Origin of the sequence: Tautonia sp. JC769, assembly GCF_040717455.1 — a bacterium.
Lineage (GTDB): Bacteria > Planctomycetota > Planctomycetia > Isosphaerales > Isosphaeraceae > Tautonia.
The window spans coordinates 46154-66926 of the sequence record NZ_JBFEFH010000031.1; the positions used below are offsets into that span (position 1 = coordinate 46154).

Consider the following 20773-nt stretch of genomic DNA (forward strand, 5'->3'; position numbering starts at 1 on the left):
CCCGGCGGCCCGGCACGATCACGGGCGGTGGTGGTTCAACCAGTTGCCGAACGAGTGGTGGCGCGCCCCGGTGTACTCGTAGGTGTCGAAGATCCAGCCGAGCCCGGACATCCGGGGGTCCCCCTCCCGTTGCAGGGCCGCTTCCATCTCATCGCGGAGCGATTCCTTGATGGCCCGGAGCGCGGGGTCCGACGCCCGATTGCTCACGCAATCCGGGTCGTCCGCAATCACATACAGTTCCTCTCTCGGCCGCTTGCCGAAGCAAAGCCGATAGAAGTCGTCGAATCGGAAGGTCAGCAGGGTCTTCGTCGGGCTATTGTCACAGTTCGGGTACGAGGTCTCCGGATTCCCGACCGGCCAGCGATCCGGCTCGTAATTGTGAATGTAAAGATACTCGGGCGTCCGGATGGCCCGGACGGGATAGCCGACGTCGTCGGGGCGTCCCAGGTCATGCCGCTCCTTGCCGATGAGCATCCGGTTTCGCGAGGCGTCCACCCATCCCGACCCCTCCCCGACCAGGGTCTTGAGGAAACTCTGCCCCGTCATCGAGTCGGGCACCGGCACCCCTGCCGCCTCCAGGAAGGTCGGGGCGAAGTCGCGGACGTTGACGAAATCCTCGATCGTCCGACCGGGCGCCACCCTGGCCCCCCACCTGACCGCGAGCGGGAGCCGGAACCCATGATCGTAGATTTGCCCCTTCACCCGAGGGAACGGCATCCCGTGATCCGAGGTGACCACGATGATCGTGTTCTCAAGCTCTCCGATCGCCTCCAGGTGGTCGATCATCCGGCCCAGATGCGTGTCGAACCATTCCACCTCGAGGCCGTAGTCGAGCAAGTCGCTTCGGATGGCGGGGTGATCGGGATAATACGACGGCACCTCGACCGCTTGCGGGTCGCGACCGGCGCGCAGACCGGCTCCGGCCTCGTAATCGCGATGCGGCTCAAACCCTCCGTACCAGAAGCAGAACGGCCGGTCGGCGTCTCGAGCTTCGAGAAACGCTTCGAAATTCCTGGCGTAGTCCACGTTCGACATCGCCCGGTGAGGAGGGCGGGCCCGACGCTCGCTGAAGTTCGGCCCCGCCGGGTTCCGCGAAAAGCCCCCGGCCTGGAAGTCGCCCGGCCCCCACCCTTTCCCCGTGTACCCGACGAAATAGCCATGCTCTTCGAGCAGGTCGGGGTACACCGGCCACTTCGCCGGGAACAGGCCGAAGTGGCAGGCCGCCTCCTCCAGTTGCCAGGTGTTCCGGCCCGTCAGGATGCTGGCCCGGCACGGCGAGCATTTCGGGTTCGACGTGAACGCATGCGAGAACAAGACCCCTTCCCGCGCCACCCGGTCGAACGACGGCGTCTGCACCCACGAACACCCATACACCCCCGCATGATCGGCCGACCAGTCATCCGCGATCGCGAACAAAATGTTCGGGCGCTCCCCCCCGTCGGCCCGCCCCGCGAGCGACGCGACAAGCAGGCCGATCGTCAGGGCCGCAGGCACGGAAGGGAGGAATCCCGGGTTCGAGCAGCATGAGCGCATCGTGACATGTCTCTCGGTTTGACAGGCGATTTCGGGCCCGTTGGGTTCTCTGCCCCACTCAGGATGCCCTCGATCACTCCCCGTCGCAAGGCGCCCGACTCGCAATTGCTCGCCCCCGGAGGCTCAGGGCCCTCGATCGGTCCGATCGCACGCCGAGGCGGCGTCCATGATCCTCCGAACCGCCTCGGCGTCGGTCCGGCCGCCCTCACACGCGGCCGAGCCGACGTGCAGCTCGTCCAGGCCGAGTTGAATGAGCGGTTGCAGATCCTCCAATCCGATCCGCCCGCCGGCCAGCACTCCGATCCTCCCACCGGCCCGGGCGATCAGCCCGGCCAGTAGCGCGCTCCCTGCTCGTGCCGAGTCCGCCTGACCGGACGTCAACACCCGATCGATTCCCAGCGCCACGAGCGTTTCCAACGCCTCAAACGGGTCCGGCACCTCGTCGAAGGCCCGATGGAAGGTCACGCTCATCGGCCTCGCCTCGGCGACGAGCAAGCCGGTCCGCCCCGCATCGACGGCCCCATCCCGCCCGAGCACCCCCAAGACGACCCCCGCCGCCCCCAGAGATCGCGCCGCGGCCACGTCATGCCGCATGGCGTCGAATTCAGCCGCGGAGACGACGAAATCCCCGCCCCTCGGACGCACCAGCACATGCACGGGGATGGCCAACGACCGGCACGCCAGCGCGATGGCACCCGCCGAGGGCGTCACCCCCCCGACGGCGAGATGCTCACAGAGTTCCACCCGGCTCGCCCCGCCCGCCCCGGCGGCCAGGGCCGACGCAAGCCCTTCCACGCAGATCTCGACGCTCACTCGCGACATCGCCCTGGTCACTCCCCGGCACCGTTACTCAAACCGCAGATGCTTGACCGACTCGCCGGAATCGCGAAGCTCGATCAGGGCATCGATCCCGATCTCCAGGTGCGGAATCACGTATTTCTCCGAAACCGACCGGTCGCTCCGAGACGACTTCACCCCTTCCGGGGTCATCGGATTGTCCGAGACCAGGAGCAGCGCCCCCTTGGGGATATGATTGACGAAACCGACGATGAACAGCGTCGCCGTCTCCATGTCGATCCCCAGCGCCCTGGTCTTCCGCAGATACGACTTGAACGCGGCGTCGTGCTCCCAGACCCGCCGATTCGTCGTATATACCGTCCCGGTCCAGTAGTCGCGGTTGTGCCGGACGATGGCCGACGACACCGCCCGCTGGAGCCGGAAGGAGGGCAGGGCGGGGATCTCCGGCGGCATGTAGTCGTTGCTGGTTCCTTCGCCCCGAATCGCGGCGATCGGCAGCACGAAATCCCCCAGCTTCGTCTTCTTCAGGCCGCCGCACTTGCCGAGGAAGAGCACCGCCTTCGGCTCGATCGCCGCGAGCAGATCCATGACCGTCGCGGCCATCGCGCTCCCCATGCCGAAGTTCAGGATCGTCAGGTTCTCGGCCACCGCCGATTGCATCGGCCGGTCGCGGCCCTCGATCTCGACGCCGAACCGCTGCGCAAACAGGTCCACATACTGGAGGAAATTCGTCAGCAGGACATACTCCCCGAACCCGTCGATGGGCCGCCCCGTGTAGCGCGGCAGCCAATCCCTGACGATCTCACCCTTGGTCTTCACGAAGCCAGCCCCCGGAGCACCGATCGGCCACCCGAATCCCCGAACTCGCCAGGATACCACGAGGACCGGAGCATCTTGCAAAGCCCCCACGCCTCACCGGCGGCAAAATCGGCAAAACCGCCTCAAGCGGCCGAGTCTTGCTTGCCGATGGAAGATCGCAGGTCGTTCCTTCTCCCTCGGCGCCAGGAAGCCGAGCATCGGGCCGCGGTCGGGTCGAGGAGTCATCGTGCCGCATACCGACTGGAGGCGATCCGCCTGGCTCGCGCTCTGCCTCGGATCGAGCTTGCCGATGTCGAGGGCCTGGGCCGCTCAGGACGGCCCTCAGGCCCCCCCCATGCCCGACCGGACTCATGTTGAGGCCCCCCCCGACGACCTGGCCGGGCGGGTCCAACGGCTCGAGGAGATGAACCGTCGTCTCCTGGAGCAGTACAACGCCGTTTTGAGCCGAGAGGCCGAACGCGATCAACGCTACCAGGAGCTGGAGCGCCGCTATCAGGGGCTCCTCGATCGCCTCGACGAGCCGACCGACGCCCAGGTCAGCCCCGCCGAGGCCTCCGTGTTGCGATCGGCCGAGGAGCCGGATCCCTTCGCGGAACCCGCCGAGGAGGACAGCCTCGATCGCGTCATCGTCGGCCCCGGCCGCGCCTTCCCGATCTTCGCCCCGGGGACCGAGCCCGGGTTGCTCGGCAAGGTCGGCGAGGGGTTCGAGCTGTTCACCCCCGACGAGGAACTGAGCCTGGGCGTCCGGGTGCTCAATCAGGTCGACTTCAAGGCGTTCGCCCCCGGCGACCTCGACCCGGCCACCAGCGGGCTCTATCTGCCCCGCACGCGGTTCTACCTCGCCGGCCATCTGACCAAACCCATCGAATACGAGGTCTCCTTCCAGCGCAGCCTGGAAGGGGTGCTCGACCTGCTCGACGGCTTCGTCAATTTCCGATTCGACGAAGGGTTCCAGATCAAGTTCGGCCGATCGCTCGTCCCGTACAGCTTCGACTGGTACGACCACCTCGAACCCTATTTCATCACCCCGGAGCGATCGCTCTACCCCCTGAACTTCGGCCTCTCCCGGCAGGCCGGCCTGATGGGATGGGGCTATCTGCGCGATGGCCGCCTGGAGTATGCCGTCGGCGGCTTCTCCGGCGGGATGCTCGGCATTGCCGACATCAATGCGACCCGAGAAGCGGTCGGCTACCTCAACTGGCGGCCGTTCCTGACGAGCGAGCAGTTCCCGAGGCTCCGCTACCTGAACCTGGGCGGCTCGATCGCGGGGGGCCTCACCGTCCGCCACGACGCGGAGCGGCCCATGCCCCTGCGCACCTCCATTCAGGCGACCGAGAACAGCCGAGAAGCCTCGGCCGCCTCCATCAATTTTCTCGACTTCGAGGAAGACGTGCGGTCGTTCGGCGAGCGGTTCCAGGGGGCGCTCCACATGGCCTACTACGGGGGCGGATGGTCGTTCGAATCGGAAGTGCAGGCGGGTCGATATCAGTATGAAAAGCTCGGATCGTCCCTGCGGCCGACCGTCCCGGTGGTCGGCTACCACGTCACCGCCGCCCGATTCCTGACCGGAGAGACCCCGCACGGCCGCACCACCATCGTCCCGCTCCGGCCGTTCTCGCCCTCACGCGGCCTGTACGGCCCCGGGGCGCTCGAGGTGTTCGCCCGGGTGAGCCAGCTCCGCCTCGGGAGCGAGGTCTTCGAGTACGACCTGGCGGACGAGAACCTCTGGACCCGGGAGGTCGTGATGACGGATATCGGTTTCAACTGGTACGCGAACCGTTATCTGAAATTTTACTTCGACTGGCAGCGCTCCGCGTTCGGTTCGCCCGTCCTGCTGAACGAGCGAGACGGCACGCTGCGACGCAGCAGCGACCTGTTCTGGATCCGCTGCCAGATCTGGTTCTGAATCCCCCCGAATCCCGGGCACGGGGTGGACGGGCCCCACCCCGCGGGGGACAATCGCACACAAGCCCCACGGGACGACGAGATCGACACCCCATGACGAGCGTGATGGGCCGGGAGACGAGACAGATGGCACGCCGAATCGGTTCTGATCGCGCACGCACCTCACGCCGAACGTTCCTCGTCGCGTCGGGCATGGGAGTCGCTGGCCTCCAGTTCGGGGCCCCCGGTCGGGCCATCGGTCGCGACGCGGCCGATCCCGGACGACCGGCCGGGACCGCCCGCTCCACCATCCTCTTTTTTCTGTGCGGCGGCGCGTCTCACATCGACACCTGGGACATGAAGCCCGACGCCCCGGCCGAGTTCCGGGGCCCGTTCCGACCCATCGCCACCAGAGCACCCGGCATCCGGCTCAGCGAGCACCTGCCCCGGCTGGCCGAGCACGCGCATCATCTCGCGGTCATCAACTCGGTCGGCGGCTGCGTCTCCACCAACGACCATCACGCGGGCTATTATTATCAATTGACGGGCCATCAACCCGACCCGACGTTCCTCAGCATGGGGAACGACCGGACCCCGCAGCCCGACGACTGGCCCTTCATGGGCAGCGTGATCGCGTCCCGACGCCCGCCTCACCCCAGCCTCACCAACGCCGTCACCTTGCCCCACAAGCCGAGCCGAGCGCCTTATACGCGCCCGGGCCAGTTCGCCGCCCGGATCGGCGTGGAACACGACCCGCTCTACCTGATGGGCGATCGCGAACACCCGCTGACGTTCCAGGTGCCGGCCCTGACGCTCCAGGCCGACGTCGACCACCCGCGATTGCTCGCCCGCCGCTCGCTGCTCGACACCATCGACGACGCGAGACGAGACCTCGACCAGGTCGGCGCCGTCCAGACCTACGCGACCCATGAGCAAAAGGCCCTGGGACTGCTCGCCTCCTCCGCGACGACCCGGGCGTTCGACCTGCTCGACGAACCCGAGGCCGTCCGCGACCGCTACGGCGACTCGACCAACGGCATGAGCCTGCTCATGGCCCGACGCCTGGTCGAGGCGGGCGTGCCGTTCATCACCGTCTTCTGGCTCGAGGACCGTGCCATTGCCGATCGCTGCAAGAGCGCCGGCGGCTGGGACACTCATGGGAACAACTTCAACTGCTTGAAAGAGTATCTTCTTCCTGAATTCGACCGGGCGATTTCCGGCTTGCTGGGCGACCTGCACGATCGCGGGCTGCTCGACGAGACGCTCGTCATGGTCACCAGCGAGATGGGCCGCCAGCCCCGGATCGGCGACCCCCGGTCCGGCGGCGAATCCGGAGCCGGACGCGACCACTGGACCCACTGCATGAGCGTCCTCATGGCCGGCGGCGGGATCCAAGGCGGCCAGACCTACGGGTCGAGCGACCGGATCGCCGCCTATCCGGCCGACCGGCCCGTCACCCCCGCGGATGTCACCCACACGGTCTATCGGGCCATGGGCATCGACGACCTGGAAGCGACCGATCGCCAGGGGCGCCCCTTCAGCCTCCTGGCCGAAGGGGCACCCATCCAGGATCTCTTCTAAGTTCGACTCCTCGCGGACGGGCCGCGATCACGGCGACCGCGTCTCCGCGTCCCGAAGCGCGTGGATCGTGGCGTAGAGGTCGAAGCGCAGCGGCGATTCGTCCTCGGCCACCAGGTCGGTCGCCAGCCAGAACTGATCGACGGGCTTCAGGCCGTCGATCCGGAGGAAGACGCTCCGCCCATCCTCCTGCGGCTCCGCCGATCGGATGATCACCGGATCGTGGCCGATCCGGGACGGATCGGCCGCCGAGTAGTGGAACGATCCGTAGGTGCTCAGCCAGCGATAATTCCACCGCTCGGCCCGGTATCGCCTCGGGTCGGAGGCGATCGCCGCGTCGATCGGCTCGGAGAAGGTCAGGAGCACACCGTCCTCGAACACATTCAGCGCGGCCGGCATGTGGATCGGCCGCCCCGTGTACCGGACGCGCTGGAAGCTGCCGTCGGCCGCCGCCCCCGTCTGCCAACCGTTCAGGCCGACCACATACAACTGGCCATCGATCGGATGGAACCCCGCCTCGCCCGATCCCGAGAGGAAGGTCAGGCCCGGGAATCGCACCGTCGCCGCCTGGTGAACCCCCTCGATCTCCTCCTGCAAGACCGCGTGCAGGGTGCAACGCCCCCAGGAGAGGTGGAGCATCCCGCCCTGATGGTAGTCCCCCCAGCGGTCTCCCGTGTACCAGACCTGGCCGCCGCTCGAATTATCGGCCACCTTGGGGATGTAGCAGAGCGGCCGATCGGGCACGACCCCCTCGGGGGCTTCCGGCGCGCCGGCCAGATACCCGTAAAACCCGCCCTCGCGAATCAGGTCGATCTTCGACGACGGCACCCAGTTCCCCTCGTTGTCGGCCACGGTGATCTGATCCCCGGGGCCGATTCCCATGCCGTACGGGTGCCGGAACCCTCGGGCCACCACCGACAACTCCGAGCCGTCGGCCGTCACCTTGATCAAGGCACTCCCGTGAGGCCCCGACCCCGACTTGAGGAAGTAGAAATTTCCCTCGGTGTCCGTCTCCAACCGCATGGCATAGGCGTGATCAAGCCCTTGAATGACCAGGTCGTGATTGAACGACTCGTAGCGATCGGCCTCGCCGTCCCCGTCCTCGTCAACCAGTCTCGTCAGTTGATCGCGCCCCAGCACCATCACCGACCCATTCACCACCTTCAATCCCAGCGGTTGATAAAGCCCGGTGGCGAACCGCTGCCACGAGACCGATCGGAGGTCTCGGTCCAGGCCCCGCACGATCCAGACATCGCCGTGAGCGGTCGCCAGCGCCGCCGAGCCGTCAGGGAAGAAGTCGAAGGCCGTGATGAAGAAGAGGGCCTGAAACGGGTTGTCGTACGGGACCGTGATCGTATCGATCACGAACGGCGACTGCCCATCGTCGGCCCCCACCGATCCGGTCGTGACGATCGGTTCACCCCAGCGGCTCGGCCCGGGCTGAAGCAACGGTTCCAGGTCCTGGCAAATCTCCTCCGATCGGGCCATCGCCAGAAAGGCTTCGAGTTGCTCCGCCGGCCCCGACCAGAGCATGACCCCGCCCGACCAGTCCGCACCGGCGTCGATGGGCAGGCAAACGTCTCCGCCCCGGATCATCAGCGGGGTGGTGCCGACCTCCGGGCGAACGGCCGCCGCGAAGGCTATCCCGTCCTCCGTGGCCGCGACGGCAAGGCTCAGATTCCCTTCCCGCCACCGATCCGGTGTCACCGGCCATTCGGCCAGCGTCAGCCAGGCGGCCGAGGAAAGTTCCTTCGCCCTGATCGACCGGGCGACCGCCACCGTCTCGCCCTGCCGGACTTCCCGGCACATCTCCGCGACCGACCCATCCAGGACCCGGGACATCAGCACTACCTGATCCCCGTGCAGCCTCAACCCCTGGTAGTCCAGGTCCTTCGGCTCCACCGGCTGGGGGCCGGCCGACGGGCTGCCGGGCGGAGTGCGCCAGAGTTTCGCCGGCGACACATAATGATGCACGATCCCGTCGAGGGTCGGCTTGCGGAGCAGGCCGAAGCGCATGGGGTCGGTCGTCCAGGTCGACTCGGTCAACCCGGCCACGATCCCGCACCGCTCCTGATCGAAGACCGCCGTGGTCGAGCGATCCGGCCCCAGGAACAGGGTCAGCGTCTTCGGCCCGAGCTGGCGCCGCGGGATCTGGGTGGAATGGCTGACGAACGGCCCCTTGTCGGTGGCCTGCCAGCGGCCGTCGATCCAGTCGGGGTCTTCCTGGAATTCGTAGGCCCCGAACTTGTGGGGATAGGGCAGCCCCCGCTGATTCGTCTCCCCTCCGGGGGTCCAGCGGGCCAGATATTCGGCCTCGGACTCGTCATAATTCCAGAGCACGATCGTCTGCTCGTCCGACACGAACGCCGTCGTCGGCGCGGCCACGATGTCGCGAAGCCCCCCGGAAATCCGCACGTCGTCGATCAAGACCGCGTTCGGCCTGCGATCCTCGATCCGAGTCCCCACGGCCAATCCGCTCCGCTGCGGGGGGGCGGCCGGGCGCTCGGCCACGTTGACATCGGCCCTCACGTCCCCATCCACGATCAGCCGCACCCGGCCTGATTCGAGCAGCAGGGCGACCTGATGCCACCGGCCGTCCCCCATCGAGCCGTCCGCCGTGATCAGCGCGGGGCTGAGGCCCGGTGCCCGGAAGGCCAGCTCGGCCGAGTCGGGCAGGATCACCAGCTCCCAGTGCGACCCCGAGGTCGGTGCCTCGTGCGAGAGCAGGACCGCGCCGGCCCCTCGATCGAGCAACTGCGCCCACAACTCGACCGTCAGCGGACGCCGCTCGAACCGATCGTCGGCCGGGGCGATCGTGCCCCCCTTGCGGGCATCGAGCGCCTGGCCAAACCGACCATCGACCAGCCCCGATGCAGGCGCGGGAGCAGGAGCAGGAGCAGGAACCTGGGCCGGAGTCGGAGTCGGAGCCGGAGCCGGAGCCGGAGCCCCAGCCGGTGTCGAGGCATCGTCGCCCGCCCTGACCACCGCCCCGATCCCCAGCACGAGAAGGGCCATCGACACCATGCGTATCCTCATGCGAGAATCCCCTTGAAATTCGCCGATTGTTCGGGAGTGCCTGGGCGGTCACCTTCGACCCCGGTCGCGGGCCTCTGCCTTGGCGCCATTGTTGCCCACAACCGCCCCCGAAGACAGGTCGTTTCGCCCGAGCCGAGGCCGCCGGCCCCCGAACCCCGTCCCTCCGCGATTCGAAGGCGTTCTTCGATCCCGCCCCTCCCGTGTCGTCGAGTTGAGGAGGTGCCCCTTGCCCGCAATCAGACGTCGCCCGGCCCGCGATCCCGACGGCCAATCGCCCCCCCTCGCCGCCGATCGCCGGCGGGGCGAGCCGGGCAGCGGCGCGTTCCTCTGGCTCGCCTGGGCAGTGTTGCTGGCCATGGCGCTGGGCTTCGTGTCGGCGTTCGGCCCCCGCGTCCCCATCTGGGACGACTACGACGTGATCCCGGTCCTCACCGGCCACCAGCCCCTGAGCCTCGGCTGGCTCTGGTCGCTGCACAGCGAGCATCGGCTCGTCCTGCCTCGGCTGCTGCTCCTCTCGGCGTTTCAGCTCACGGGTTACGACTTCCGGGCGGGGATGCTCGTCAATGTCGCCCTGCTGGCCACCCTCGCGGCCCTGGCACCCATCATGCTCGGCCTGGCGAGGAAGCGAAGGCAGTATTCCGACGCCCTCTATCCGGTGCTCCTGCTCAGCCTCGCCCATCACATCAACCTGATCTGGAACATGTCGCTTTCCTACATCCTGCCGGTCACGCTCGGGGGGATCGCCTGGCTGCTCATCGCCCTGAAACCGGGGCTCCCGGGCCTCGCTCGCGGCCTCTCGATCGCGACGGCCCTGCTCCTGCTCCCCTTCTGCAATGCGGCGGGGGTCGCGCTGGTCCCGTTGCCGGCGCTCTGGCTGCTCGGCGTGGCCTGCGCGCATGCCAGGTCGGACGAGCCCCATGCCCGGACCAGGGCCCTGGTGCTCGGACTCGCCGCCTCGGCCTCGCTGGCGCTGTCGATGCTTTACTTCGTGGGATACGAACGCTCGGCGCACCATCCGCAGCCGCCGGGCCCCTGGGCCATCGCCCGCACCACCGTGCAATTCCTCGGGACCGGCCTGGGCCCCGGCGGGATGAAACTGGGCCTGACGGGCGGCGGCATCGTCGTCGCGTTGATGGCGGCCGCCTTCGTCGTGCTCGCGCGATCGGCCCTGGTCCGGCCGGGCGACCGGGCACGGGCCCTCGGCCTCCTCTGCTGCCTGGGGGCGATGGCGATGCTCTCGCTCGGCACCGCCTGGGGCCGTTCCGGGCTGGGAGCACTGGCGGGAGCCCAGGAGCGGTACGTCACCATGGCCTCGCCGGCCATCCTGATCGGTGCCCTCGCCTTCGAGCTGTTCGGGCCGGGATCGACCCGCCGCCTGGTGCCGATGACGCTCTTCTGCCTGCTCCTCGCCCTGCTCTGGCCGAACACGCGAGCGGCCCTCGAGGCCGGCCGATCCGCGAGGGCTCGGTCCGAGTCGTTCTTCAACGACCTCCACGCCGGTGTCCCTCGGTTCCTCCTCGTGCGGCGGCACACGCCGTTCCTCTACCCGACGCACGACGACCTGACCCGAGACCTCGCGATGCTCCAGGAGTCCGGAATCGCCCCCTTCGGCCGCATCGCCCCCGACCCTCCCCTGCGGGAGGTCCCGATCGACCCCGAGCCGCTCCGGCTGCAGCAGGCCCGCTGGGACGGCCGCACGATCGAATCCGTCGGCGTCGACCCCCAGGTCGTATTCGAGCTGCCGGGCCCCCCCCGGACCATCGCGGGCATCCGGCTTCGCTACAGCCACGCGAACCCCGAGGGGGAATTCGCGCACTTCAAGCTCTCGTGGAGACGCCCCGGGCAGGACCGCTTCCCCGCCGACCAGGAATACGCCGCCTGGGCCCTGCCCACCGGCCCCGACCGCTCGACGACCGTCTGGATCGGGGAGCCGGTCGATGCCATCCGCCTGCAGCCCGATAACCGCCCGTGCCGCTTCACCATCGAAGCCCTGAGCGTGCTCGTGCCGGACGCCCCGCCTCGCGGCGCGCCCGGCCCTGCCTCGATCACCGCGACGTCGCCCCGATGAGCGACGCCTCCCCCCCCTTCGTCGCCCCCGCTCAGGCCCGGCGCCGGCGCCACTGCCGGCCCGACCAGGAGGCCCCGACCAGGGTCAAGGTCCACATGGCCAGCGTGGCCGGCTCGGGCGTGGCCAGGGCACCGTTCGGATGGCACGAGCAGCCGTTGCCGTGACCGGCGAGCTGATGGCTGGCCAGCAGCAGGCCGTCGTCCCATCGCCGCTGGAACTCGCTCGACGAGAGCAGGCCCACGGCCTCGTCGCTGAATTCCAGGTCGTTGCTGGTCAAGAGGTTCCAGTTGATCCGCCCCGAGTCGATGGTCGTGCCCGACTCGTCGTGATAGTCGACCCCGAAGGCGTGCATCAGCTCGTGCGAGATGTTGTTGGCGACCGCGGTTTCCAGGTCGTTCATCGTCGCGATCGAGCTGGAGGCGAAGTTGTCGAGGAACGTGAAGCCATCCCCGCCGATGTCGGCAATCCCGATGGCCTCCGGGTTGTCGACCGCGAGCGCCCCCGACACGACGCTCAGCGTATGGGCCGCCGAGCCGGGCTCGAGCGTCAGGTCGACCTCCAGGCCGCTCTTGCGGAAGCTCTCCTCGACCTTCGAGAGGACGTCAGTCTTGAACTCGTAACGCTCCGAGTCGTTCGGCGCCCGGCCGAGCAGGTCCGAGACCACCGGGCTGGCGTACCAGGCCGCCGGGTTCCCCTCGGCCAGCCGATGCGCCGCCGGGTACGGCCCCTCCGTGAAATTGAGGAAGGCATCGGCCGGGCTGGTCCGGGCCGGGGTCGCGACCGGCGGAGGGGTGGTCGGCGGGGCCGAGGCGGGGGCCGAGGCCGGCGTCGGAGCCGAGGCCACCGTCGGGGCCGGCGCCTGCTCTGGGGCCGGAGCCGAGGCGGGCGTCGGCACCGGAGCGGGCGTCGGCTGGGGGGCGGGCTTCGACTCGGGGGCCGGCGGGGACGCGGGCGACGGCCTGGATGGGGCCGGATTGGCGACCGACCCGACCGATTCAAGCCGGAATCCCAGGGTCGGCCGCGTCGACCGCGACGGGCGAGAGGCGTGGGTCAGCTCCCCCGAGAACAACGACCCCAGCACCAGCGGCTGATACGGCACGACCGACGAGGACGAGGGCGAGGGCGAGGATGCCGGCGAGGCCGACGACGCCACCGACACCACGGCCGGGAGCGGGGGAGCGACCGGGGCCGAGGCGGGCAACGGCTCCGAAGGGACCTCCATCGGCGTCGGGGCCGCGGCCGGCGTCGAGGCCGCGGCCACCGGCCCGAAGAAGCCGATCGTCACAGGGGCGTCGGCCCATCCGCCGATCCGGAAGGGGGTCAGGAGCAGCGGTTCGTCCTGCTCCAGGCGTTCCGAATGCCTGGCCAACGCGTTCGGATACGCCTCCTCGGCCACCTCGCTCCGGCGCTCCTGGCGATCCTGGAGCGTCTCTCCGGCGCGCTCCATGGAACTCCAGGGGCCGACTTCCTGGCGAGGTTGCGCCGAAGCGGTGCTCACCGCCACCGTGGCGGAAAGAATCGGGACGATGAGCGACAACCTTCGGACCATCATCGTCGACCTCCCTGTCTTCCGATGACCGACCGCACGTCCTGGCATGTCGGTTTGCCGGAGAGCCGACCTCTCCGGGAATTGAGTCGAACGCCTATCGGGGGGAATTCGAGAGGAGCGTTCTGAAGGGAACCGTCTTAGGAGCATTTCTGATGCCATCACCTGCTCGACCCTCGAAAACCACCGGCCCGCCGCACCGCTTCCGCACCACAACTCATTTCGGGGCATCCAGTAACGCAAACCGCCCGCTGACCGCCCCGACACGAGTCTCCCTAAAGTCTTTTCCCTAGATCGTCATCCGGTCCTACCAATTTTGACAATCGATCGGTAAAAACGGGATGAGAGGATTCCGGCAACCCCGTTTCAGGGTTGCGGTTGTGTGGGGTGATCGGCGACTTCGTCCGGCACCCCGGATCGAAGGAGAGTCGATGTTCGTCACCGTCATCACGGTTCACCGGGGTCAGTCGCAGGCGCAGCAGATCGAGGCGCCGACGATCAAGGATTGCCTGGTCGCCTGGGCCGGCCGGCTGGTCGTCGAAGGGATGACCGACGACGCCCAGACCCGCCTGCGGGGGAAGATGGCCGATTTCGATCAGCCCCCCGTCGAGGGCTTCCGCCACCTCTGGCGATTCCAGAGCGACCTGGGCCTCGGCGGCGAGCCGGACGCCAAGATCTACGTCATCGAGACGATCCGGATGTGAGCGGCGCGCCCCGTCCAGAGCCTTGACAACGGGGGTGCGAGCCGGCTCTCCTGAACTCCGGATCGACTGCCGACCCGTCGATCCGGCCCCCCACACCTCCCCCCGTGCGCACTCCCCAGAGGTTTTGGCATGACCCTCGCGCTTCGCATTCTCACCTGCCTGGCATTCGGAATCCTGCTGGTTTTGCCGACGGCGGACTCCGCGATTGCCGACGACGACGCCCCCCCGGCCGTCCCGGCCGATCCCCCCCTCCGCTGGTGGAAGGGGAACCTGCACACGCACTCCCTCTGGAGCGACGGCAACGACTTCCCCGAGATGATCGTCGATTGGTACGCCCGCCACGGCTACAACTTCCTCGCCCTCTCCGACCACAACGTCCTGAGCCAGGGGGCCCGCTGGATGGACCGCGCCGAGGTCGATCGCCGCTCCGGCAACCGCGGCCTCGATCGCTATGTCGAACGCTTCGGCCGCAGTTGGGTCGAGACGCGGACGGTCGACGGGGTCGAGCAGATCCGCCTCAAGCCCCTCACCGAATACCGCGCCCTGTCCGAGCAGGCCGGCCGCTTCGTCCTGATCCAGGGTGAGGAGATCACCGACCGCTTCGAGCGGAAGCCGATCCACATGAACGCCAGCAACCTGCTCGAATACCTCCCGCCCCAGGGGGGAGACTCGGTCGTCGAGGTCATCGAGAACAACCTCAAGGCCGCCGAGGAGCAGGCCCGGCGGCTCGGCATCCGCATCCTCACCCACCTGAACCACCCGAACTTCGGCTACGCCGTCACCGCCGAGGAACTGGCGAAGGCCGTGAGCGAACGCTTCGTCGAGGTCTACAACGGGCACCCCGGCGTCCATCACGAAGGGGACGACACCCACGCCTCCGTCGAACGCCTCTGGGACATCGCCAACACCCTGCGGATCGCCGTGCTCAAGGCCCCCCCGCTGGCCGGCCTGGGCACGGACGACTCGCACAACTACTTCGGCGTCGACGGCTCCTCCCCCGGCCGCGGCTGGGTCATGGTCCGCGCCCGGCACCTGACCCCCGAGTCGATCATCGACGCCATCGAGTCCGGCGACTTCTACGCCTCCAGCGGCGTCACACTCGACGACGTCCGCTACGACGCCGAGTCCGGCGTCATCGAAATCACCGTCGCCCCCGACCCGGACGCCTCTTACACCATCGAATTCATCGGCACCCGAGACGACATCGACCCGACCGCCGAGCCGGTCCTCGACGCCGACGGCAACCCCCTCGACGTCACCGGCCGCTACCCCGACGAACTCGGCACCGTCCTGGCCACCGTTGAGGGCACCCACGCCCGCTACGAGCTGCAAGGCGACGAGCTGTACGTCCGGGCCGTCATCACGTCGAGCCTCCCGCCCGAGAACCCCTCGTTCGAAGGCCAGCACGCCCAGGCCTGGACCCAGCCGGTCGGCTGGGAGAAGTGGGTCGAGCAGGCCCAGCCGCAGGCCGCCGGTTCCGACGACTGACCCCGATCGGCCGGGCGAGGGGCTTCGGCTCATCGTCCGGCCTCCTCGACCGCCCGGATCAAGACGGCCCGATCCACCGCAATCCGCTCGACGGCCTCCCGCGACAGGGGGGCCGGATGCAGCTCCCCCTCGGCCCACAACGCCCGGGTCGCGTCCGAATTTCCCTCGACGCCCCCCAATGGCAGGAGCGACTGCGACGCATCCGGGTCGTCCAGCCTGACGAACTGGACGTAGGCCCGTTGCACGTCCGATCGGATCGTCCCGCCGTCGGGGCAGGGCAGGGGGGGGACCGTCTCGTCCCGGTCGGTGGCGATCGGCGGCAGCGGATCCAGCCCCCGGTGCGACGGGATCACCCGCTCGGTCAATGCAATGCGCAACCCCTCGGTCCAGGTCGCCGGATCCTCGCCGTAACGGGCCGTAGCGGCTTCCCATGCCGTGACCAGGGCGTTCTCGACGAACGCCCGCTCCTCCTCCCGCAGCCGAGCCGCCGGATCGCCCTCGATCCGCCCGATCGCCTCGCGGAGCCAGCGCGACAGGCCCGACTCGCCGCCGCCGTACTCCCCGGCCAGCGGGGTCGCCATGATCCGGAAGAAGGTCGAAAGCTCCAGCGCCACCGGCGTCCCGGGGTCCTCCCGCTGCGAATTCGCCCCCCGATCGAGCCACGGCCCCAGCAGGTCGAGCGCCTGGATCGCCTCGGGTGCCAGGTCCGCCCCCTCTCGATCCCTCAGGTGCAGCCCCAACCTGACCAATGATCGCCGCGCCGGGTTGACCGGATCATCCGCCATCGCCCGCACCGCCTCGGGTGAGAAGGGCGCCGCCTCGTCCGGGGTCAACAGCTCGCGGAGCCGCCACGACCGGACCGTATCCCCGAGCGACCCGGTCGCGATCCCGAGCGGAATCGGATACACGCTGTCGATCGGCCGATGGTTCGCGCTGAAGAGGACCCCCGACGCCGGGTCGATCAGGTGCGGCGCCAGCTCGTGCGGCACGAAGCCGAGCCACTCCGACCGCGCCGTCGAGCCGTCGAAGGCCCAGGATCCTCCCCCCTCCGTCTCCGGCGACCGCATCGGGAACGCGCCGATCGTCCGATACCCGAGCGTCCCGCCCTTGTCCCCGAAGACGATGTTCGCCGACGGGAACCGCCAGTCGCGCAACGCCTCGTCGAACCCCTCGGCATCGTCCGCCCGGATCATCGCCACGGCGGCCGCGATCGTCTCGGTCTCCGCGTCGCAGAGCGGCACGCGACGCAAGGCAACCTCACCGTCGCCCTCATTCGCAAACGCGAACTCCGTCACCACCGGGCCGAGGTGCGTCTCCCGGACCGTCAACGTGACCGGCTCGCCCCCCTTCACGAGGATCGTCTCCTCGCGGACCTCCATCTCCCTCCACTCGCCATCGACCGCATACGAGTCGGGGCGGTCGGGGCTCGTCTGGAGGCGGAACAGGTCCGCCTGATCGGCCCCCAGGGCGGTCAGGCCCCACGCCACCCGATCCGTGAAACCGATCAGGAGGGCCGGGCTGCCCGGCACGCCGATCCCCCTCGCGTTGAAGGTCTCCCCCACCACGTGCCACTCGTAAAACAACGGCGGATTCGCCACCACAGTCTGCGGCATGCTCACCAGGACCGTCGATCCTGTCGTCGATCGCTCCCCTCCCACGGCCCAGGCATGGCTGAAGCTCGGCCCCTCCGGCCCTCCGGGCGTCGGCTCCGGCTCCCCCTCGTCCGGCAGCTCGAACCCCTGCTCCCGGAGATACGCGCGGACCCGACCGAGCCAGGCCGGGTCGATCGCATCGGCCTGAATCACCGCGGCCGAGTCGTCCGGCTCGATCGCCGCCGGGTCGAATCGCCCCCGGTCCCGATCCCGGTTCCGCCAGGCGATCAGGTCCCGGGTGCCGTCGGTCGCGAAGAACTGGCCGAGGTGCCACCAGGCCAGCAGGCAATCGGCGGGGGTCCAGGCTTCCGGCTCCGTCTCGTAACGCGCGAAAAGCGGGTCGAGCCGATCCCCTCGCTCCGACCAGGCCGCGTTGACCCCGGCGCAATAGGCCTCCAGCAGCCCCCTCGTCTCCTCATCGAGCCCCGCCACGACCCGATCCGCCGCGCGTGCCCAATCGAACGTCCGGTTCTTCCGGTCGAGGTCGAGCGTCGATTCCCGTCGGCCGTCGAGCGCTTGATTGCCGATCGTCTCGGCCAGGCGCCCCTGCATGATCCGCCGGGTCAGGTGCATCTGGAAGGCCCGATCGGCGGCCACGGCCGAGCCGAGCCCGAACATCGCCCCCTCGTCCGTCTCGGCGAAGACGTGCGGCACGCCCCACGGGTCGCGCAGCACCTCCACCCGATCCTCCACCGCCGCCCCGATCGGCCGACTAAGGCCAACCATCATCGAGACGACCAGGACCCCGAGCCCCAGCAGCCCCCATCGGTCTCGCAACCGCCGCGCAAGCAGTCCCATCGGTGCGGCCTCCCCGGCCCGGCATCGCCGATCGCGAGTGCACGCCCGCAAACGACGCGACCGGCCCTCGCCGTTCGCCCCTGGCCCGTTGTGGTGGACCCGTGCAAGCCAGACTCAGCACACGTCCGACCGTACCGCCTTCAGGCCCTCGCGGCCAGTTCCTCGTCACTCCGCTTGCGGGCGAGCACGAAGACCGTGTGCCGGTCCTTCCAGGGCGAGCCGAGCCAGGCGATCAGCTTCAACAGCGGGAAGGTCAAAACCGTCATCGGCAGGATGGCCGACCGGAAGACCTTGTGCTGGATCCGGGTGACGATCGTCGATCCCAGGGTGCCGAACCGCAGGTGGTCGACCGCCTCCAGGCCGCAGTCGTCCATCAGGCGTTCCAGCTGCTGCAGGGTGTACCCGTTGCGGACGTGCCAGCCGTCTTCGGTGCGGGTCACGCGCAGGTGGTCGGCGTTGGCCTGGTAGTCGCGGTCGGGGGTCGAGATGTAGACCAGGCCGTCGTCGTTCAGCAGGGCCCGGATCTGCCGCATCGCGGCCCGATCGTCGCGGATGTGTTCAATCACGTCGAACAGCAAGACCTGATCGAACGACCCCCGCGCCTCCGGGTCGTTGGCCAGGTCGTCGAGCCGCTGCACGCGGAACTCCATCGACTCCCCCGCCTCGCCCAGGAACGCCGCCATCTCCTCGCACGACTGGCGTTCCCACTCGTGGATCGTGATCCCGAGGCAGGTCGCCCCCCGCTTCACGGCCTCGTGGGCGAAGTAGGCGTTGCCGCAGCCGCAATCGAGCGTCCGGACCGGGGCCTCGGGCGTCCCCCGTTGCAGCATCGAGACCACCGCCGCCTTGTCGCGGCTCACCCAGTTGATCCCCGGCCAGAGCCAGTATTTCACCGTCAGCCGCAGCCGCGTCGCCAGGCCCATGGCGGCGGGCCGGCCCGATCGCGACGACGAGCCCAGGGCGGGATGAGAAGCGGTTTCGATGCCGGTCATGGTGTCGACTCCTTCAACAGCGTCGGTCCGTCCGTGGCGCCGAGTCCTCGTGCTCGGCCGAAACCTATCAGATCGGTCCCGACTCGACAAGGCAAACTCCCCGTCGACCCGCACCTCGCCCCCCGGCGGTCGATCGTCGAGGGTCCCCCGCCCATCCGGCCCCCGCCCCCCGACCCATCCCGCGACCGACCCCCTCCGGCCGAAAGATGCCCGAGTTCGACATACCCACACGCTCCGACATCAAGGCGGCGGCACCGGAATCCCTCGGCCTCTCACCCGGCAAACTCGACCCGACCGCTCCGACCCGAGCGCCGATCATCTTGAAGCCTGATCCGATCTTGACTTTAGTAATATCACGCTCTATAGATCAATTCAGCATGGTCGGCGAATGTCCGCCGAACGCACTCCTCGATCTCTCCGGTGAGGCCCCGATCCAGCGATGGCGACGACCAAGAAAGGTGCTCCCGCCAAGGCCAGCAAGGCTCCTGCCAAGTCGACCAAGGTGAACGCAGGGAAGAGCGCGTCGAAGAACACCACCGCCACCCCATCTGAGGCCGCTCCGAAAAGCTCTCCCGCGAAGCCGGCCGCCAAGAAGGCCGCCCCCGTCAAGCTGACCGACAATCAGGTCAAGTTCCTGCAGACCATCCACGCCGCCGGCGAGACCGGCTACGAGCCGAAGAACAAGAACGAGCAGCGCAGCATCGACGCGCTGATCACCCGCAAGCTGCTCAAGCGAGGCGCCAAGAACAAGGAAACCGGCAACTCCCGCTACCTCCTGACCAAGGCCGGGACGGCCCACCTGCCGACCGCCTGACTCCCCGCAACTCCCCCCAGGCTGACCCGCCTTTTCGAGTCGAAACGACCACCCGCGGTCCCGCCCCCCTTCGAGGCGCGAGACTCGGGTGGTCGTTTTGCCTTGGCGATTCCGTGGGACGTCAGACCTCAATTTCCCGCTCGACCATCCCGCGCCGTTGCAGCCACTGCGCCGCCAGCGAGCAGAGCGTCGCCCAGATCAGGCCCAGCGTCCAGCCCCCGAGCACGTCGGTCGGGTAGTGCACCCCCAGGTAAACCCGGCTCACGCCGACCATCATCGTGATCACGAGCGCCACGCCGATGATGAAGACCTTCAACCGCCGCCTCCTGACCATTTGCGCCATCAGGGCCCCGATCGTCAGGTAGGTCACGGCCGCCAGCAGCGAATGCCCGCTCGGGAAGCTCCCGCGGGCCGCGTGCATCAGGTGCGGCACGATCTCCGGCCGCGGCCGGTCGTAATACGCCTTCAAGCCGCTGCTGATCAACTGCCCCCCCACCGTCGCCACCAGGACCAGGATGGCCGCGTGCCCCTTCCGGTCCATCACCAGGAACCCGACGGCCGAGGCCGTCACCAGGGTGATGACGGCCACCCCCCCCAGCGCCGTCAGGTCGCGCACCAGTTCCTCGATCTCGGGTCCGCCGATCGCGTCCCCCGGGTCCTCCGCGGTACGGAACATCCGCACGACCGCCCGATCGAACCGGTCCGATTCCCCCTCGACCACCTCGTCGGCCAGGGCGAGGAAGAGCCATCCCCCGCCCACCACCACCAGGATGGCCACGAAGACCAGCCGGTCGATCCCCTCTCCCAGCTCCCAGGCTCGCTCGATCAACGCTCGCACGGATTCCGACTCCCCAAGATGGCCGACTTTCCCGCCGGGGCCACCGTCGCCGTGACCTGGCATGAACCCCAAAGGCGTCTCGCTCGCCGATGCTCTCCTGGCTCCCGGCAACTTCCGCGCCACCAGGTTCCGATCCCCAGGTTGACGGACTGGCGCCCGGCTCCCCACGATGGAACAAGCCTGGCCCCCGTTTTGGGTTCGTATCGACCGCCCGCCTGCCGAGCC

The 20773-nt window shown here is 68.7% G+C and carries 14 protein-coding genes; 6 read left to right on the forward strand and 8 right to left on the reverse strand.

The window, feature by feature from the left end:
* Window positions 1–18: 18 nt before the first annotated feature.
* From AB1L88_RS23110 to AB1L88_RS23120, 3 genes are all read right to left on the reverse strand, one after another.
* Entirely contained in the window at window positions 19–1494 is a 1476-nt protein-coding gene (locus tag AB1L88_RS23110; RefSeq protein WP_367099059.1) for a sulfatase, read from the reverse strand.
* Window positions 1495–1656: 162 nt separating this feature from the next.
* Complete coding sequence (locus tag AB1L88_RS23115) at window positions 1657–2355, reverse strand: copper homeostasis protein CutC (RefSeq protein WP_367099060.1); 699 nt, start codon at window positions 2353–2355, stop codon at window positions 1657–1659.
* A gap of 24 nt (window positions 2356–2379) precedes the next feature.
* Complete coding sequence (locus tag AB1L88_RS23120) at window positions 2380–3150, reverse strand: AMP nucleosidase (RefSeq protein ID WP_367099061.1); 771 nt, start codon at window positions 3148–3150, stop codon at window positions 2380–2382.
* 226 nt (window positions 3151–3376) lie between these two features.
* Between AB1L88_RS23120 and AB1L88_RS23125 the strand changes: the two genes are divergently transcribed.
* Together AB1L88_RS23125 and AB1L88_RS23130 are read left to right on the forward strand one after the other, a co-directional pair.
* Window positions 3377–5056 (forward strand): porin, encoded by a 1680-nt coding sequence (locus AB1L88_RS23125; protein ID WP_367099062.1) that lies wholly within the window; start codon window positions 3377–3379, stop codon window positions 5054–5056.
* A 125-nt stretch (window positions 5057–5181) separates the two neighbouring features.
* The gene (locus tag AB1L88_RS23130; RefSeq protein ID WP_367099063.1) at window positions 5182–6615 is read left to right on the forward strand and encodes a DUF1501 domain-containing protein; all 1434 of its coding nucleotides are present in this window, start codon (window positions 5182–5184) and stop codon (window positions 6613–6615) included.
* Window positions 6616–6642: 27 nt separating this feature from the next.
* Here the strand turns inward: AB1L88_RS23130 and AB1L88_RS23135 are convergent, their stop codons facing one another.
* Complete coding sequence (locus tag AB1L88_RS23135) at window positions 6643–9648, reverse strand: LamG-like jellyroll fold domain-containing protein (protein ID WP_367099064.1); 3006 nt, start codon at window positions 9646–9648, stop codon at window positions 6643–6645.
* A 226-nt stretch (window positions 9649–9874) separates the two neighbouring features.
* On the opposite strand from AB1L88_RS23135, the gene AB1L88_RS23140 reads away from it, so the two are divergent.
* Window positions 9875–11716: a hypothetical protein gene (locus AB1L88_RS23140; RefSeq protein ID WP_367099065.1), complete on the forward strand. Its 1842-nt coding sequence runs from the start codon at window positions 9875–9877 to the stop codon at window positions 11714–11716.
* A 31-nt stretch (window positions 11717–11747) separates the two neighbouring features.
* Here the strand turns inward: AB1L88_RS23140 and AB1L88_RS23145 are convergent, their stop codons facing one another.
* Complete coding sequence (locus tag AB1L88_RS23145; protein ID WP_367099066.1) at window positions 11748–13268, reverse strand: hypothetical protein; 1521 nt, start codon at window positions 13266–13268, stop codon at window positions 11748–11750.
* 425 nt (window positions 13269–13693) lie between these two features.
* Here AB1L88_RS23145 and AB1L88_RS23150 point away from each other — a divergent pair, with 425 nt between their 5' ends.
* Together AB1L88_RS23150 and AB1L88_RS23155 are read left to right on the forward strand one after the other, a co-directional pair.
* On the forward strand, window positions 13694–13966 hold the full coding sequence (locus AB1L88_RS23150; RefSeq protein ID WP_367099067.1) for a hypothetical protein: 273 nt from the start codon (window positions 13694–13696) through the stop codon (window positions 13964–13966).
* Window positions 13967–14095: 129 nt separating this feature from the next.
* Window positions 14096–15454, forward strand: coding sequence for a hypothetical protein (locus AB1L88_RS23155; RefSeq protein WP_367099068.1), 1359 nt, complete (start codon window positions 14096–14098; stop codon window positions 15452–15454).
* A gap of 29 nt (window positions 15455–15483) precedes the next feature.
* Here AB1L88_RS23155 and AB1L88_RS23160 read toward each other — a convergent pair whose 3' ends face one another.
* Window positions 15484–17904 (reverse strand): penicillin acylase family protein, encoded by a 2421-nt coding sequence (locus tag AB1L88_RS23160; RefSeq protein WP_367099069.1) that lies wholly within the window; start codon window positions 17902–17904, stop codon window positions 15484–15486.
* A gap of 140 nt (window positions 17905–18044) precedes the next feature.
* Window positions 18045–18896, reverse strand: a complete 852-nt coding sequence (locus tag AB1L88_RS23165; RefSeq protein WP_367099070.1) for a class I SAM-dependent methyltransferase — start codon at window positions 18894–18896, stop codon at window positions 18045–18047.
* Between the two features lie 439 nt (window positions 18897–19335).
* Between AB1L88_RS23165 and AB1L88_RS23170 the strand changes: the two genes are divergently transcribed.
* Window positions 19336–19710, forward strand: coding sequence for a hypothetical protein (locus AB1L88_RS23170; protein WP_367099071.1), 375 nt, complete (start codon window positions 19336–19338; stop codon window positions 19708–19710).
* A gap of 121 nt (window positions 19711–19831) precedes the next feature.
* Here AB1L88_RS23170 and AB1L88_RS23175 read toward each other — a convergent pair whose 3' ends face one another.
* Window positions 19832–20548: a phosphatase PAP2 family protein gene (locus AB1L88_RS23175; RefSeq protein WP_367099072.1), complete on the reverse strand. Its 717-nt coding sequence runs from the start codon at window positions 20546–20548 to the stop codon at window positions 19832–19834.
* Window positions 20549–20773: the final 225 nt, after the last annotated feature.